This window comes from Sciscionella marina DSM 45152 (assembly GCF_000379465.1).
GTDB classification, from domain to species: Bacteria; Actinomycetota; Actinomycetes; order Mycobacteriales; family Pseudonocardiaceae; genus Sciscionella; species Sciscionella marina.
This window is the reverse complement of record NZ_KB905380.1, coordinates 477,748-494,024: the sequence shown is the minus strand read 5'-3', so window position 1 is coordinate 494,024 and position 16,277 is coordinate 477,748. Positions and strand designations below refer to the sequence as shown.

At 69.1% G+C, this 16,277-nt stretch carries 15 protein-coding genes; 12 read left to right on the top strand and 3 right to left on the bottom strand.

What is annotated here, in order from left to right; translation table 11 throughout:
- Window positions 1–61 precede the first annotated feature (61 nt).
- Window positions 62–727 carry an ATP-binding cassette domain-containing protein gene (locus A37U_RS42005; RefSeq protein ID WP_020494992.1) on the top strand — a complete coding sequence of 222 codons (666 nt, stop codon included), beginning with the start codon at window positions 62–64 and terminating at the stop codon, window positions 725–727.
- Entirely contained in the window at window positions 714–2,654 is a 1,941-nt protein-coding gene (locus A37U_RS0102290; RefSeq protein ID WP_020494991.1) for a YhgE/Pip domain-containing protein, read from the top strand. Before A37U_RS42005 ends, A37U_RS0102290 begins: the two co-directional genes overlap by 14 nt.
- A 63-nt stretch (window positions 2,655–2,717) precedes the next feature.
- On the opposite strand, the gene A37U_RS0102285 is transcribed toward A37U_RS0102290, so the two are convergent.
- Window positions 2,718–3,338 carry a LysE family translocator gene (locus A37U_RS0102285; RefSeq protein ID WP_020494990.1) on the bottom strand — a complete coding sequence of 207 codons (621 nt, stop codon included), beginning with the start codon at window positions 3,336–3,338 and terminating at the stop codon, window positions 2,718–2,720.
- Between the two features lie 210 nt (window positions 3,339–3,548).
- Between A37U_RS0102285 and A37U_RS0102280 the strand changes: the two genes are divergently transcribed.
- The 9 genes from A37U_RS0102280 to A37U_RS0102240 all read left to right on the top strand — a co-directional run bounded on the left by A37U_RS0102280 (window position 3,549) and on the right by A37U_RS0102240 (window position 13,430).
- On the top strand, window positions 3,549–4,328 hold the full coding sequence (locus A37U_RS0102280; RefSeq protein WP_020494989.1) for a TIGR03084 family metal-binding protein: 780 nt from the start codon (window positions 3,549–3,551) through the stop codon (window positions 4,326–4,328).
- Between the two features lie 14 nt (window positions 4,329–4,342).
- Entirely contained in the window at window positions 4,343–6,028 is a 1,686-nt protein-coding gene (locus A37U_RS0102275; protein WP_020494988.1) for an acyclic terpene utilization AtuA family protein, read from the top strand.
- On the top strand, window positions 5,983–7,164 hold the full coding sequence (locus tag A37U_RS0102270; RefSeq protein WP_051111532.1) for an acyl-CoA dehydrogenase family protein: 1,182 nt from the start codon (window positions 5,983–5,985) through the stop codon (window positions 7,162–7,164). The genes A37U_RS0102275 and A37U_RS0102270 overlap by 46 nt, the downstream gene beginning before the upstream one ends.
- 12 nt (window positions 7,165–7,176) lie before the next feature.
- Window positions 7,177–8,784, top strand: a complete 1,608-nt coding sequence (locus A37U_RS0102265) for an acyl-CoA carboxylase subunit beta (protein WP_020494986.1) — start codon at window positions 7,177–7,179, stop codon at window positions 8,782–8,784.
- A 5-nt stretch (window positions 8,785–8,789) separates the two neighbouring features.
- Entirely contained in the window at window positions 8,790–10,784 is a 1,995-nt protein-coding gene (locus A37U_RS0102260; protein ID WP_026196790.1) for an acetyl/propionyl/methylcrotonyl-CoA carboxylase subunit alpha, read from the top strand.
- Window positions 10,781–11,950 carry an acyl-CoA dehydrogenase family protein gene (locus tag A37U_RS0102255; protein WP_020494984.1) on the top strand — a complete coding sequence of 390 codons (1,170 nt, stop codon included), beginning with the start codon at window positions 10,781–10,783 and terminating at the stop codon, window positions 11,948–11,950. Before A37U_RS0102260 ends, A37U_RS0102255 begins: the two co-directional genes overlap by 4 nt.
- A gap of 2 nt (window positions 11,951–11,952) precedes the next feature.
- Window positions 11,953–12,549 (top strand): TetR/AcrR family transcriptional regulator, encoded by a 597-nt coding sequence (locus A37U_RS0102250; RefSeq protein ID WP_020494983.1) that lies wholly within the window; start codon window positions 11,953–11,955, stop codon window positions 12,547–12,549.
- 79 nt (window positions 12,550–12,628) lie between these two features.
- Entirely contained in the window at window positions 12,629–12,961 is a 333-nt protein-coding gene (locus tag A37U_RS0102245; RefSeq protein ID WP_020494982.1) for an ArsR/SmtB family transcription factor, read from the top strand.
- Window positions 12,954–13,430: an SRPBCC family protein gene (locus A37U_RS0102240; RefSeq protein WP_020494981.1), complete on the top strand. Its 477-nt coding sequence runs from the start codon at window positions 12,954–12,956 to the stop codon at window positions 13,428–13,430. Before A37U_RS0102245 ends, A37U_RS0102240 begins: the two co-directional genes overlap by 8 nt.
- An 18-nt stretch (window positions 13,431–13,448) precedes the next feature.
- Here A37U_RS0102240 and A37U_RS0102235 read toward each other — a convergent pair whose 3' ends face one another.
- Window positions 13,449–14,534, bottom strand: a complete 1,086-nt coding sequence (locus A37U_RS0102235; RefSeq protein WP_020494980.1) for a zinc-binding dehydrogenase — start codon at window positions 14,532–14,534, stop codon at window positions 13,449–13,451.
- 81 nt (window positions 14,535–14,615) lie between these two features.
- Between A37U_RS0102235 and A37U_RS0102230 the strand changes: the two genes are divergently transcribed.
- Window positions 14,616–15,746, top strand: coding sequence for a CaiB/BaiF CoA transferase family protein (locus A37U_RS0102230; RefSeq protein WP_040586592.1), 1,131 nt, complete (start codon window positions 14,616–14,618; stop codon window positions 15,744–15,746).
- Here the strand turns inward: A37U_RS0102230 and A37U_RS0102225 are convergent.
- A complete protein-coding gene (locus A37U_RS0102225) occupies window positions 15,735–16,205 on the bottom strand; it encodes a GNAT family N-acetyltransferase (RefSeq protein WP_020494978.1) in 471 nt (156 codons plus the stop codon). The two genes, A37U_RS0102230 and A37U_RS0102225, sit on opposite strands and share 12 nt — an antisense overlap.
- Window positions 16,206–16,277 lie beyond the last annotated feature (72 nt).

Sequence of the window (16,277 nt, the reverse complement as noted above, 5' to 3'; positions counted from 1 at the left end):
CGAGCGTCAGCGAGGTGCGGTCCGTGAGTGAGCTGGCCGGCTCCCGCGAGGGGCACGGGCGATGAACGAGTCGATTCCGGTGTTGATCGCGGACGCCCTGAGCCTCGGAACCAAGCGGGGCTGGATATTCAACGGTGTGGATCTCGTCGTGCCGACCGGATCGCTGACCGCGGTGGCCGGGTCCTCGGGAAGCGGGCGGACCATGCTGCTGCTCGCGCTGGCCGGCCGGGCGAAGCCGAGCTCGGGCACGCTGCGGGTGCTCGACGAGCGGGGCAACGCGGAACTCAGGCGATCCGCGGTCCGCGAGGCGGTCGCGGTCGCGCGGGTGACCGGCGCCGCCGAGCTGGAGCCGGACCTGCGGGTGATCGACCACCGCGCGGAGGCCGGGATGCTCGCCGGGAAACCCATCGACTACGAGTGGGCGGCCGGGGTGCTCGGCCTCAGCGTGGATGGGGCCGCCTTCGTGGGCGAACTCCCCGCCGATGACGCCACGCTGCTCGCCGTTGCCCTCGCCGCCGCGGGCAAGCCGTCCGCGCTCGTCGTGGACGATGTGGACGCGCAGGTCACCCAGGCGCAGCAGGCGCGGATCTGGGCGGCACTCGCCGAACTCAGTGGATACGGCGTATCGGTCATCGCGAGCACACACTCGGCGGACATCGCGCGCCGCTACGGCGCCGCCGTCTGCGAACTCGGCGCAACCGAGGAGGGAATCAATGCGGGCGTTTAAGCTGGCATGGCAGGAGATCCGGCGGTTCCGCAAACCGCTGCAGCGGGCCGCGCTCGTGTTCATCGTGCTCGTCCCGTTGCTCTACGGCGGGCTCTACCTGTGGGCGAACTGGGACCCCTACGGCAAACTCAACCAGATCCCGGTCGCCGTGGTGAACGAGGACAAGCCGGTGGACGTGCAGGGCCAGCACGTGGACGCGGGCAAGATCTTCACCGACGAGCTGCGCAACGACCGGATCTTCGACTGGCACTTCGTCTCGAGGGCCGAAGCCGACGAAGGCGTGCACGACGGCACCTACTACTTCAAGATCTCGGTGCCGGAGGACTTCTCCCGGAAACTGGCCAGTGGGGCGAACGGCACCCCGCAGCGCGCGGGAATGCTGATCACGCTCGACGACGCGAACGGCTACATCGTCGGGAAGATGGCCCAGACGGTGCAGTCCGAGCTGCAGACCAAGATCAGCGCGGCCGCGGTCTCGGCGTATTTCCAGTCCGTGTTCGGCAACATGCAGCGGCTGCACGATGGCATCACCAATGCCTCGAACGGCGCCGACCAGTTGCGCGACGGTCTCGGCAGCGCGCAGAAGGGCAGCGGAGACCTCGTCACCGGGCTGGACAAGCTCAAGGCGGGCGCGGACAAACTGGCCCCGGGCGCGCAACAGGTCGCCGACGGGGTCGGCACGATCAACGACCGGGTCGGCCCGGTGGCCAACCGGATCGCGGACTCGATCCCTGCGATCACCGGTACCGCGTCGACGGCGGCGAACGACGCGGCCAATCTCGCGAGCAAGGCCTCCGATGTGTCCGACCGGTTCTCCGGGAAGCTGGACACCATCCAGGGACGAATCACCCAGGTCGGCCAGAACCATCCCGACGTGCAGTCCGATCCCGCCTATCAGCGGCTCGCCGAGATCGCCGGTGACCTCACCTCCTCGGTGAACCAGGTCAACGCGACCGCGGGCACGGTGAAGAACCGCACCGCCTCGGTGGCCCAGGGCGCATCCGCCGTCGCCGCGGACGCCCCGCAGCTGCAGGCGCAGGTCAGTGGCGCGGCGGGTAAACTGCAGCAGCTCTCCAACGGTGCCAAGGATGTGGCCAAGGGCGCGAACGATCTGGACAACGGGATCGGCCAGGCAACCCCGGGCGCGAAGAGCCTCAACCAGGGGATCGGCACCCTGCACGGCGGGGCGGACAAACTGTCCAAGGGCCTCAAGGACGCGAAGGATCAGCTTCCGGTGCTGTCCTCGCAGCAACAGCGGGACAATGCCGCCACGCTCGCCTCCCCGGTCGACGTGGCCACCGAGAACCTGCATCCGGCGGACAACTACGGCCGCGGGCTGACCCCGTTCTTCTTCTCCATCGCGCTCGTGGTCTTCGGTATCACCGCGTTCCTCGTGCTGCGCCCGATCTCCAAGCGCGCGCTGGCCAGTAAGGCGAACAGCTTCGTGGTCGCGTTCTCCGGTTATCTCCCCGCGGCCACCTGTTGTGTGCTCGCCGCCGTGCTCCTGGACGTGGTCGTCAGCCTCGGCCTCGGCCTGGATGCGCGATATCCGTGGGCACTGCTCGGGATCATGGTGCTTGCCGCCGCCGCGTTCACCGCGATCGCACACCTGTGCCGGGTGGCGCTCGGCGGAGTGGGCAGCGCGGTGATCCTGATCCTGCTGTTGCTGCAGCTGACCACCTGCGCGGGTACCTATCCGGCGGAGACCCTGCCCGGCTTCTTCAGAGCGCTGCATCCGGTGCTGCCGATGAGTTATCTCGTCGACGGACTGCGGGTGACCATCACCGGCGGGGACAACGCGCACCTGGTGCGATCGGTGCTCGTACTCGCCGGCTATCTGATCGCCGCACTGGCCCTGAGTACCTTCCTGGCCAAGCGAAAACGCGAATGGAGTATCGCCAAGCTCAAACCCGATCTGAGTATCTAGGCGAGCGAGAACCGGGCAGCGAGCGCCCGTGCGACCGGAGCACGGGCGCTCGCTGCTGTTCGGCTATTCGGTGGCCAGCCGGACGCCGAAACCGATGAGCACGCAGCCGGTCACCGCGTCCATCCAGCGGCGCACCCGGGCCCGGGTCAGCCAGCCGCGCATCCAGCGCAGCGCGGTGGCCACCAGTAGCAGCCACAGCAGGCCGAGTACCGCGTGCGAATAGGCGAGCAGCAGCGCGTCGAACCCGGTCGTGCCGTTGCCCAGGAACTGCGGCAGCACCGAGAGGTAGAGGGTGAGCACCTTGGGATTGGTGATGTTGGACAGGAAACCCTGGCGGTAGGCCGTCCAGACCCGGGCGGCGGCACCGGTCTTCTCCGCGGGTGCGGTGTAAGTCCCGGCGATCGCGCTGCGCAGCGCCTGCACGCCGAGGAACGCGAGATAGGCGATACCCGCCCAGCGCAGTGCGAGGAACACCGGCTCGCTGGCCACGATCAGTGCCCCGAGCCCGAGCGCGGCCGCGCTGCCCTGGATGAGATTGCTCGTGGTGATCCCGGCGCTCGCGGCCAGTCCCGCGCGCTGGCCACCGTGCAGCGAATGCTTCAGGATCAACGCGAAATCCGGCCCCGGCACGATGATCACCAGTACCGCGAGCGCGGCGAACGCCCCGTAGCTCTGCCATGTCACGCGCGCGAGCCTAATCGGTGCGGTGCCGCCGGGCTGGCGGGAATCGGCCCTCGCGTCAGTGCCCGAGGGGCTCGTCCGGGCAGATCCTTGACCTCGGCAAGGTTCTCCTCGATGGAGGCCTCTCACCCAAAACCAGCATGCGCGCTTGATTTTATCTTGGCGCGCTGGCACGCTCTCCGGAGAGCGGATGAGCTGAGGAACGGAGCGGCGATGCGCATCGAGGCGCTTCTCACCGACCTCGGGGCCGAGAGCGCCGAGGTGGACGCCATGGTCACCGGCCTTGATGCGGAGGGCTGGGCCATGCCGACCCCGGCGCCGGGCTGGACGATCAAGCACCAGATCGTGCACCTGGCCTGGACCGACGAGGTCGCGCGGTTCGCTGCGACCGACCCGGCCGGATTCACCGACTGGCTGCCGACGGTGACCGAGAACCTGGTCGACGAGGCGGCCGAGCAGCGTGCCGACGCCTCGCACACCGAGGCGCTCAGTGGCTGGCGGTCCGGTCGGGAGGCGCTGCGCACCGCGCTCACCGAGCACGATCCGGAGCGCAGACTGCCCTGGTTCGGCCCGCCGATGCGGGTGACCTCGATGGTCACCGCGCGGTTGATGGAGACCTGGGCGCACGGCCAGGACATCGCGGACACCCTGGGGGTCGAGCGGGTGCCGACCGCGCGGCTGCGGCACGTGGCGCACATCGCGGTGCGGGCCCGCGACTATGCCTACCTCGTGCACGGGCTGACCCCGCTGGAGGAGCAGTTCCGGGTCGAACTGACCGCCCCGGACGGCGAACGCTGGACCTGGGGGCCCGAGGACGCCGCCCAGCGGGTCACCGGTGACGCGCTCGGTTTCTGCCTGCTTGCCGCGCAACGCAGGCACCGCGAGGATGTGGATGTGCGCGCCGAGGGATCGGACGCGGCGCACTGGCTGGAGATCGCCCAGGCTTTCGCGGGACCTTCCGGGCAGGGGCGCGCGGCGGGACAGTTCGCATGACCCCGCCAGCCCGAATGACCGAGGTGCTGCGGATCGGGAACGTGTCCGGCTTCTACGGTGACCGGTTCGACGCGGTCGCCGAGATGCTCGGCGGTGGCGAGATCGACGTGCTCACCGGGGACTACCTCGCCGAGCTGACCATGCTCATCCTCGGCCGGGACCGGATGGCGAACGAGAACCTGGGCTATGCCAAGACATTCCTGCGCCAGATGCGGGAAAGCCTTGGCTCAGCGCTCGCCAGCGGGGTGCGGATCGTGGTGAACGCGGGCGGGCTGAACCCGGCCGGTCTCGCCGCGGCGCTGCGTGAGCTCGCCGCCGAACTCGGGCTGGAAGCGCGGATCGCGCACGTGGAGGGCGACGATCTGCGCCCGCGCGCCGCGGAGTTCGGCTTCGGTGAGCCGCTGACCGCGAACGCCTACCTCGGTTGCTGGGGGATCGTGGCCTGTCTCGAGGCGGGCGCCGATGTGGTCGTCACCGGCCGGGTCACCGATGCCGCGCTGGTGATGGGTCCGGCGGTGGCGCATTTCGGCTGGGGCATGGACGACTACGACCGGCTCGCGGGCGCGCTCGCCGCCGGGCACGTGATCGAGTGCGGTACCCAGGCGACCGGGGGGAACTTCTCCTTCTTCACCGAACTCGGCGATCTGCGCAAGCCCGGTTTCCCGATCGCGGAACTGCGGGCGGACGGGTCCAGCGTGCTGACCAAGCATCCGGGCACCGGGGGCGCGGTCACGACGGAAACCGTGACCGCGCAACTGTTGTACGAGATCGCCGAGCCCGCCTACCGCAATCCGGATGTGACCGCGCGCTTCGACACGGTGCGGCTGCGCGAACTCGCCCCGGACCGGGTGGAGCTTTCCGGGACCCGGGGCGAGGCGCCACCGCGGACCGTCAAGGTCTGCCTGAACACGCTCGACGGATTCCGCAACGCGATGACCTTCGTGTTGTGCGGGCTGGACATCGAGGCGAAAGCGGAACTGGTCGAACGGCAGCTGCGCGCCGAATTCCCCGATGACGAGCTGATCTTCGACCTCGCCCGCACCGACCGGGTGGACGCGGAGACCGAGCAGCTCGCCTCGGCGCTCTACACCGCGACCATCCGCACCCCGGACCCGAAACGCGCCGACCGGTTCTCCAGGGCGGCCGTGGAGCTCGCGCTCGGCTCCTATCCCGGCTTCACCATGACCAGCCCACCGGGGAAGGGGTCGCCGGTCGGGGTGTACACCCCCGGCTATGTGGACCGTGAGGCGATCCAGCAGTACGCCGTGCTGCCGGACGGAACCCGCAAACCGATCCCGCACCCCTTCGATCAGTCCGGGGAAACCGTTGCGGGACAACCGGAATCGGTGACCGAACCGGTCGGTGGGGCAACGGTGAGCGCCCCGCTCGGCCGGGTGCTCGGTGCCCGCTCCGGAGACAAGGGCGGGGACGCCAACCTCGGAGTGTGGGCGCGGGATGAGCTCGGTTACCGCTGGATTTCCGGACAGCTTTCCATCGCGCGGTTGCGGGAACTGCTCCCGGAGACCGCGGATCTGGAGATCGAACGGTTCGAGCTGCCCAATCTGCACGCGCTGAACTTCGTGATCCACGGTCTGCTCGGCAAGGGTGTCGCCGCGTCGACCCGGTTCGATCCGCAGGCCAAATCGCTCGGCGAATGGTTCCGTTCGCGAGTCGCCGACATCCCGGAGGTTTTGCTGTGAACCCCTTCGAGACCGAGGAACGCAGCCGGCTGCGCGAGACGGTGCGGAGCTTCGCGCAGCGGGAAATCCTGCCGCACCAAGCGGAATGGGAGCGCGTGGGAGAACTGCCGCGCGCGCTGCACCGTGCCGCGGGCGGGGCGGGACTGCTCGGCGCGGCGTTTCCGGAGTCCGCGGGTGGCGGGGGTGGGGACGTCATCGACGGGCTCGTCGTCGCGGAGGAACTGGGTTACTCCGGGGCCGCGGGCGGGGTGCTCGCCTCGCTGTTCACCTGCGGGATCGCGCTGCCGCACATCATCAGCGCGGGGAACCCCGGGCAGCTGAGCGAGTGGTCGGCACCGACATTGGCCGGGGAGAAGATCGGCTCGCTGGCCATCACCGAACCGGACGGCGGATCGGATGTTGCCGGGATCCGCACCACGGCCCGGCGCGAGGGCGAGCACTACCTCGTCAACGGCGCCAAGACCTACATCACATCCGGGACGCGCGCGGACTTCGTCACCACCGCGGTGCGCACCGGAGGCGAAGGCGCGCAAGGGATTTCGCTGCTGGTCGTGGAGAAGGGAACACCGGGGTTCACGGTCAGCCGCAAACTCGCCAAGATGGGCTGGCATTCCTCGGACACCGCCGAGCTGTCCTATGTGGACGCACGGGTTCCCGCGGCCAATCTGGTCGGGGAACAGGACACCGGCTTCGCCCGGATCGCCGAACACTTCGTCAGCGAGCGGCTCAGCCTCGCGGTACAGGCCTATGCCGCGGCGCAACGCTGCCTCGATCTCACCGTGGAATGGGCCCGGCAGCGGGAAACCTTCGGTAAACCGCTGATCAAGCGGCAGACCGTGCGCCAGACGCTGACCGAGATGGCCCGGCGCACCGATGTGGCGCGCAGCTACACCAGGGATGTGGCGGCCCGGCACCTGGCCGGAGAGAACATGCTCGCCAAGGTCTGCTTCGCGAAGAACACCGCGGTGGAAGCCGGCGAGTGGGTGGCCAACCAGGCGGTGCAGCTGCACGGCGGGATGGGCTACATGGCGGAGTCCGAAGTGGAGCGTCAGTACCGGGACATGCGGATCCTGGGTATCGGCGGCGGCACCACCGAGATCATGACCGGGCTCGCGGCGAAACTGCTCGGCTACTAGAGGGGCGACGGAATGACCGTACTGAAATCGGGTGTGGACACCGAATCGGCGGAGTTCCTGGCGAATGCCGAGGCGATGCGGAACAAGCTCGCCGAACTCGACGCCGAGCATGCCAAGGCACTCGCGGGTGGCGGGGAGAAATACCTCGAACGGCACCGCAAACGCGGCAAACTCCTGGCCCGCGAACGGATCGAGTTGCTGCTCGACCGCGAGGCGCCGTTCCTCGAACTGTCCCCGCTCGCGGCCTGGGGCACCGACTACACCGTCGGTGCGAGCGTGGTCACCGGTATCGGGGTCGTCTCCGGGGTCGAATGCCTGATCGTGGCCAATGATCCGACGGTGAAGGGCGGCGCCTCGAACCCGCACTCACTGCGTAAAAGCCTGCGTGCGGCCGAGATCGCCAAATGCAACCGGCTGCCGCTGATCAACCTGGTGGAGTCCGGCGGGGCGGATCTGCCGACCCAGAAGGACATCTTCATTCCCGGCGGGGCCACCTTCCGCAATCTCACCCAGCTCTCCGCCGAGGGCATTCCGACGATCTCGCTCGTATTCGGCAATTCCACCGCGGGCGGTGCCTATCTGCCCGGGATGTCGGACCATGTGGTGATGATCGCCGAGCGCTCCAAGGTGTTCCTCGGCGGCCCACCGCTGGTGAAGATGGCCACCGGGGAGGAGTCCGACGACGAATCCCTCGGCGGCGCGGAGATGCACGCGCGCACCAGCGGTCTCGCCGATTACCTGGCCACCGACGAATCCGACGCGATCCGCATCGGGCGGGACATCGTGTCCCGGTTGAACTGGCATAAACGCGGCCCGGAGCCCGTCGCCTCGGTTCCGCCGCGGTTCGCCGAGGAGGAGTTGCTCGGGATCGTGCCGCCGGACCTGAAGATGCCCTTCGATCCCCGGGATGTGCTGGCACGTCTCGTCGACGGCTCGGAGTTCGACGAGTTCAAACCGCTGTACGGGACGAGCCTGGTCACCGGCTGGGCGCGGCTGCACGGCTATCCGGTCGGCGTGCTCGCCAATTCGCGTGGGGTGCTGTTCAGCGAGGAATCGCAGAAGGCGACCCAGTTTATCCAGCTGGCCAACCAGTCGGACACCCCCTTGTTGTTCCTGCACAACACCACCGGCTACATGGTCGGCAAGGAGTACGAGCAGGGCGGGATCATCAAGCACGGCGCGATGATGATCAACGCGGTGTCCAACTCGAAGGTCCCGCATCTGTCCGTGCTGATGGGCTCCTCCTACGGCGCCGGGCACTACGGGATGTGCGGGCGCGCCTATGATCCGCGGTTCCTGTTCGCCTGGCCGAGCGCGAAGTCCGCGGTGATGGGGCCCGCGCAGCTGGCCGGGGTGCTCTCCATCGTGGCGCGTGCGGCCGCGCAGGCGCGCGGGGCGGAGTACCGCGAGGAGGACGACGCCGCGATGCGGGCCGCGGTCGAGGCGCAGATCGAGGCGGAATCGCTGCCGATCTTCCTTTCCGGGATGCTCTACGACGACGGGGTGATCGATCCCCGGGACACCCGCACGGTGCTGGGTCTCTGCCTCTCTGCCATCCACAACGCGCCCGTGGCGGGTGCCCGTTTCGACGGCGCCGGGTTCGGCGTCTTCCGGATGTGATGACCATGCTGGGAAAGGTTCTTGTCGCCAACCGCGGGGAGATCGCCCGCAGGGTGTTCGCCAGCTGCGCCAAACTCGGAATCGGCACCGTCGCCGTCTATTCCGATGCCGACGCCGAGGCACCGCACGCCACCGAGGCGGACGTGGCCGTGCGGCTGCCCGGATCCGCGGCCGCGCAGACCTATCTGCGCGCCGACTTGTTGCTGGCGGCGGCCCACGCGTCGGGGGCGGACGCGATCCATCCCGGATACGGATTCCTTTCGGAGAACGCGGAATTCGCGGCCGCGGTGGCCGATGCCGGGCTGTGCTGGATCGGGCCGGACGCCAAGGCGATCGCCGCGATGGGCTCGAAAGTCGAGGCCAAGCGGATCATGGCCGAGGCCGGGGTTCCGGTACTCACCGAGCTAGATCCCGAACAGGTCACCGAGGCGGATCTCCCCTTGCTGGTCAAGGCTTCCGCCGGAGGCGGCGGGCGTGGCATGCGGGTGGTGCGGGATCGCGCGGGCCTTGCCGAGGCGCTCGCGCTGGCCCGAACCGAGGCCGAATCCGCCTTCGGGGACGGCACCGTGTTCTGCGAGCCGTACCTGGAGAACGGACGGCACATCGAGGTCCAGGTACTCGCGGACGGTCACGGCACCGTGCTCGCGCTCGGCGAACGGGAATGCTCGATCCAGCGCAGGCACCAGAAAGTGCTCGAGGAGGCGCCCTCCCCGCTGGTGGAGCGGACCGATGGGATGCGGGAACGGCTGTGTACCGCGGCGCGCGCGGCCGCCGAGGCGATCGGCTACTTGGGCGCGGGAACCGTGGAATTCCTCGCCGACGACCAGGGCCGGTTCTACTTCCTGGAGATGAACACCCGGCTGCAGGTCGAGCACCCGGTCACCGAATGCGTCACCGGGCTCGATCTGGTCGACTGGCAGCTGCGGATCGCCGAGGGCGCGCGGCTGGGCCCCGAACCGCCGCCGATCCGCGGGCACGCCATCGAGGTCCGGCTCTACGCCGAGGACCCGGCCGCAGACTACGCGCCGCAGTCGGGGACCCTGCACGCCTTCACGATCCCCGGAGTGGACAGCGAGTTCGCCGTCCCGCCGAATCAGGGCCTGCGGCTGGACGCGGGGGTGCGCGCGGGATCGGTCGTCGGTGTGCATTACGACCCGATGCTCGCGAAGCTGATCTGCCGGGCGCCGAATCGCACCGAGGCCGCGCGCCGGCTGGCGAACGCGTGCGAACGGGCGAGCATCCACGGCCTGCGCACCAACCGCGATCAGCTCGTCCAGGTACTCCGCGATCCGGATTTCCTCGCCGGGAACACCGACACCGCCTTCCTGGGCACGCACGAGGTCAACGCCCCGCTGGCCACGCCGGAGACCGTGCGTTACGCGGCATTGGCCGCCGCGCTCGCCGAGGCCGCGGCGCAACGCTCGGATGATCCGGTGCTCGGCGCGCTGCCGAGCGGCTGGCGCAATGTGCCCTCGGTTCCGCAACACCGCGCCTATCGGCACGGCGGTACCGAGGTCGAGGTCGCCTATCGGCTGACCCGTTCCGGTCTGCACGCCGAAGGATACGAGCAGGTGCGGCTCTGCACAGCCGGGGAACACGAAGTGGTACTGGAGATCTCCGGGCTGCGCACCGTGTTCCGGATCGGCCACTTTGCTGAGCAGAACGGTCCTGAGCAGAACGGTCCTGGGCTGCTCGGGGTGGACTCCGCGCTCGGCTCGGTCTCGCTGGTCCCGGTGCCGCGGTTCACCGAACCGGGTGCTGATCTGCTTCCCGGTTCGCTGCTCGCCGAGACACCCGGAACCGTAGTGCGCCTCGCGGTGTCCACTTCGGACAAGGTTAAGGCCGGCGATCCGCTGCTGTGGCTCGAGGCGATGAAAATGCAGCACCAGATCCGCGCCCCGCACGACGGAACCGTCGCCGAGCTGCGGGTCACCGAGGGGGATCAGGTCGACATGGGAATGACACTCGCCGTAGTCGTGCCGGAAGGAGAATCGGAATGAATGCCATCACGAATTTCCAGGAATCGGAGGAACGCATCGCGCTGCGCCACGCGGTCGCCGATTTCGTGAAGGGATACGGCCCGGAATACTACCTGGAGAAGGCCCGGGCGAAACAGAACACCGAGGAACTGTGGTCGGCTGCGGGAAAGCTCGGTTATCTCGGGGTGAACGTCGCCGAGGAATACGGCGGGGGAGGCGGCGGCATCGGTGACCTTGCCGCGGTGCTCGAGGAACTCGCCGCCGGTGGCTGCCCGCAGCTGATGATGGTGGTCTCCCCGGCCATCTGCGCCACGATCATCGGCCGGTTCGGCACCGATGAACAGAAGAGCGACTGGCTTCCCGGATTCGCCGACGGCACCTTCTCGATGGCGTTCGGGATCACCGAGCCCGATGCCGGATCGAATTCCCACAAACTGCGCACGATCGCCAAGAAGGACGGCGACGATTATCTGCTCACCGGCCAGAAGGTGTTCATCTCCTGTGTGGACGCCGCCGACGCGGTGCTGATCGTCGGGCGGATGTCGGACGAGGCGACCGGGAAACTGCGGCCCGCCCTGTTCGCGGTGCCGACCGACGCGCCCGGATTCACCGCCACCCGCATCGAGATGGACATGGTGATGGCGGACAGCCAGTTCCAGTTGTTCCTCGACGATGTGCGGCTGCCCAAGAAGGCGCTGATCGGGGAGGGGAGTGCCGCGCTCGCCGCGCTGTTCGCCGGGCTCAACCCGGAGCGGATCATGGCCGCCTCGCTGGCCATCGGTTCCGCGCGACTCGCACTGGACAAGGCCGTGGAGTATGCGAACAACCGCAAGGTCTGGGATGTGCCGATCGGGACGCACCAGGCGCTGGCGCACCCGCTCGCGGAGCGCAAGATCGAGATGGAACTCGCCAAGCTGATGACCCAGAAGGCCGCGGCGCTCTACGACGCGGGTGACGACATGGGCGCGGGCGAGGCGGCGAACATGGCCAAGTACGCCGCCGCCGAGATGAACGTGAAGACCGTGGAGTCCGCCGTGCAGACCCTCGGCGGGAACGGGCTGACCGTCGAGTACGGGCTCGGGGCGATGCTCGCGAGTTCCCGGCTGGCCAGGATCGCGCCGATCAGCAGGGAGATGGTGCTCAACTTCGTCTCCGAACACACCCTCGGACTGCCGAAGTCGTACTGATCATGACGGCCCCGCAACAGGAACGGAGCAAGGCGACACGGCTGCGGTTGGTCGAGGCCGCCGTGGACTGCCTTGCCGAGAAGGGCTGGAGCGGGACCACGGTGGCGATCGTGGCCCGCGCCGCCGGAGTGTCGCGGGGCGCGGCGCAGCATCACTTCCCGACCCGGGAGGACCTCATCGCCGGGGCGCTGGAGTTCGCCACCGAGACCCAGCTCATCGAGAACAGGGCGCGGGCGGCAGCGCTGCCCGAGCACGGGCTCACCCGGGTCGAGGCCGTGGTGAACATGCTCGTGGACATCTACGTCGGCCCGTATTTCCGTGCCGCGCTGCAGGTCTGGGTCGCCGCCTCCGCCGATCCCTCGCTGCACGCGCGGGTGCAGCCGCTCGAGGCGCGACTCGGGCGCACCATCCACCACGTCGCGGTCGAACTGCTGCGCGCCGACGAGCGCAAGCCAGGGGTGCGCGAGACCATTCAGGGCACCCTCGACATGGCCCGCGGGTTCGGGCTGGCCACGGTGCTCGGCGACGACAGCGCCCGGCGGCGGCCGATCGTGCGGCAGTGGGCCAGGGTGCTGGCCGGGGTGCTCGGCGAGCAGTGATTCGGACAAACCTCTTGACGCGCCGAACCCACGGCCTATACTCAATCTATCGGTTGATAAACCGGAAGGTTGAAAATCAATGCAGGACGATCTGAGTGCGGTGTTCGCGGCACTCGCCGATCCGACCAGAAGGGCGATCCTCGCCCGGCTGCGGGACGGCGAGGCGACGGTGAACGAGCTCGCCGAGCCGTTCGCCGTGAGCACCCAGGCGATCTCCAAACACCTCAAGATCCTGGAGAACGCGGGCCTGATCTCCCGTGGCCGGACCGGGCAGGCCAGGCCACGCAGGCTCGCGGCCGGTCCGCTGCGCGAGGTCGCGCTGTGGGCCGGGGAATACCGCCGATTCTGGGCCGAACGCTACGACGCCCTCGACGATCTCCTGCGTGAACTGAAAGAGGAAGGTCATGGATGACAAGCTGGCCGTGAGCACCCCCTCGGACACCGAGATCATGATGGTCCGCGAGTTCGACGCCCCGCCCGCGCTGGTGTTCGCCGCGCACAGCAAGGCGGAGTACCTCGAGCGGTGGTGGGGAAGGGGTAACCCGCTCGACGTGGAAATCGACTTCCGGGTCGGCGGGAAATACCGTTTCGTGGAGCGCGCCGACGGTGAGGAGCATCCGTTCCGGGGTGAGTTCCTGGAGATCGTGCCGGACGAGAGGATCGTCTACACCTTCGAGTACGAGCCGATGGCCCACCTCGGCCCGCCCTGCGTGGACACGCTCGAATTCACCGGATCCGGCGACCGGACCACGCTGCGGTCCCGGACGAAGTTCGAGACCACCGAACAGCGTGACGGGATGCTGCAGTCCGGTATGGAGGACGGGGCGGGGCAGTCGCACCATGCTCTCGACGCGCTGCTCGCCGAGCTCCAGAAGGCATGAGTGCGCTTATGTGCGCCGCTAGTCCAGGGTGATCAGGGAGCGGGCTCCGGTTCCGTTGCGCATCCGGTCGAAGGCCGCTTCCACGTCGCCGAGCCCGATCCGGTGGGAGACAAGCGGTTCCAGGTCGAGCCGTCCGGCGCGGATCTGTTCCACGAGCAGCGGGATATCGCGGTCCGGATCACCGGAGCCGTACACGGAAACCGCCATGGTGCGTGCGAAGTGGTAGATCTCCAGCGCGCTGACGGTGAACGGATCGTCCCCGCGGCCCGCGCCGACCACGGTGACCGTGCCACCCCGGCGCAGTGCTCCCCATGCGGAGCGGATCGTGGCCGCGCGCCCGACGCATTCGAAGGCGTGGTCGGCACCCCGGCCACCGGTCAGGGCACGGACATCGCGGCCGTATTTGCCGGAGCCGTCCAGGAAGTGCGTCGCGCCCATCCGCATGGCCAGATCCCGCTTGGCCTCGCCGATGTCCACCGCGATGATCGGTGCCGCGCCCGCGATCCGCGCGCCCGCGATGGTGGAAAGCCCGATCCCGCCGAGCCCGACGACCACCACCGACTGGCCGGGGCGCACCCGCGCGGTGTTGCGCACCGCCCCGGTCCCGGTGAGCACCGCGCAACCGAGCAGCGCCGCGACGTCCAGGGGTACCTCCTCGGCGAGCGGGACGACCGCCTCCTCGGCGAGCACCACTTCCTCGGCCATGCCCCCGATGCCGAGGGTGCTGGTGACCGCGGTGCCATCGCGCAGCGTGGCCCGGGACGGCGTGCTGGAGACGCCCTCGTTGCGCACGCACAGCCACGGTTCGGCGTTCACGCAGAACCAGCAACTCCGGCAGGGCGGTGCCCAGTTCAGCACCACCCGGTCCCCGGAACGCACCCGGGAGACTTCGGTGCCCGCCTCGATCACGGTCCCCGCGGCCTCATGCCCGAGCACGAGCGGGTAGTCGGGTTTGAAGGTGCCGTTGAGCATGGAGAGGTCCGAATGGCACACCCCGGCCGCGGCGATGCGCACCCGCACTTCCCGCGGTCCGGTCTCCGGGACCACGATCTCCTCGGTGTGCACCGGCTGGTCCAGACCGGTCGCGATGACTGCTCGTACCACGCGTGCTCCTGTTCGCCGCCGCTCTGCGATTAGTCTTGATCATGACACAGCGAAGGGAGCTCCCGGGTGCTCGAGAAGGACATGTTGGACGGGATTTGTGTTGTGGCGCTTGAACAAGCCGTCGCGGCACCGTTCGCGAGCAGGCAACTGGCCGACCTCGGCGCGAGGGTGATCAAGGTGGAGCGCCCGGACACCGGGGACTTCGCGCGTGCCTACGACACCACCGTGCACGGACAGTCCAGCCATTTCGTGTGGCTCAACGGGGGCAAGGAGTCGATCTGCCTCGACCTCAAGGACGCGGGGGAGCGCGCGGTGCTCGATGCGCTGCTCGACCGGGCCGACGTGTTCCTGGCCAATCTCGCCCCCGGCGCGCTGGACCGGCTCGGCCTCGGCGCGCGGACCCTGCGGGAGCGGTATCCACGGCTGGTCGTATGCACCATCTCCGGTTACGGACAGGACGGGCCGTACCGCGCAAAGAAAGCCTATGACCTGCTCGTCCAGTGCGAGGCCGGGCTGCTCTCGGTCACCGGAAGCGAGGACTCGCCCGCGAAGGCCGGGATCGCGGTCGCCGATATCGCCGCCGGGATGTACGCCTACTCCGGGGTGCTCGCCGCCCTGTTCCGCAGGGAACGCACCGGGTGGGGCGATGCCTTCGAGGTCGCCATGCTCGACGCGCTCGCCGAATGGATGGGGTTCCCGCACCTGTACGCCAGCTACGGGGGCACCCCGCCGCCGCGCAACGGTGCCCGGCACGCCTCGATCTCCCCGTACGGGCCCTATCGGGTCGGCGACGGCGGGACCGTGTTCATCGGGGTGCAGAACCAGCGCGAATGGCGGCTGCTCTGCGAGCGGGTGCTCGGGGATCCGGGGCTGGCCGAGGATCCGCGGTTCGCCGCCAACACCGACCGGGTGCGCGCCGATGCCGAACTGACCGGGGTGCTCGAGGCCGCGCTCGCCGGACTGGACACCGAGCGGGTGGTCGCCCTGCTCGACGAGGTGGGCATCGCGAACGCCCGGATGCGCGATCTCGCCTCGTTCGCCGCGCACCCGCAGCTGGCCGCCCGCTCGCGCTGGGCGAGCCTGCCCACCCAGCAGGGGGCGGTGGACATCGTGCGCCCGCCGGGGACCGGGCCGGAATGGCAGCCGGGCGCGGTGCCGGAACTGGATGAGCACGGTGCCGCGATCCGCGCGGAGCTCGGTCTATCCCGCTGAGGGAGCCGGTAGGTCGAAGACGAGCTCGGGACGCGGCCAGTCGATCCTGGGCGGGCGCGGCGGGACCGTGCCGATCTGCCGGGCGCCCATCCGCTGGTAGAACGCCACGGCGGGCGGATGCGAGACGACCCGTACGGTGGTCATGCCGCGCTGTGCGGCCTGGTCGAGCAGGTGGGTCACCAGGCGGGCACCGATCCCGAGGCCCTGCGCGGAGTCGGCGACGAACAACAGGTCCAGTTCCGGTGGCTCCGGGATCAGGCTGGAGAAACCGAGAATCTCCTGCCCGGACACGGCGAGGTGGGTGGGGTTCCGGGCGAGGTATTCCGGGGTAAGCTGGTAGCCCTCCAGGATCGAGGCATACCCGCCTCGATAGGCCGAGGATGCGTGCATCAGCGCGGTCAGCGGTTCGGCATGGTCCGGTTTCGCGGCGATGATGCTGATCGGGTTCACGGTGAGCATCGTAGGTGGGGCGGGGCGCCGGATCCGTCAAGCGTTAGGGTGACCGCGCACAGCAGCGGATCCGGATGAGGG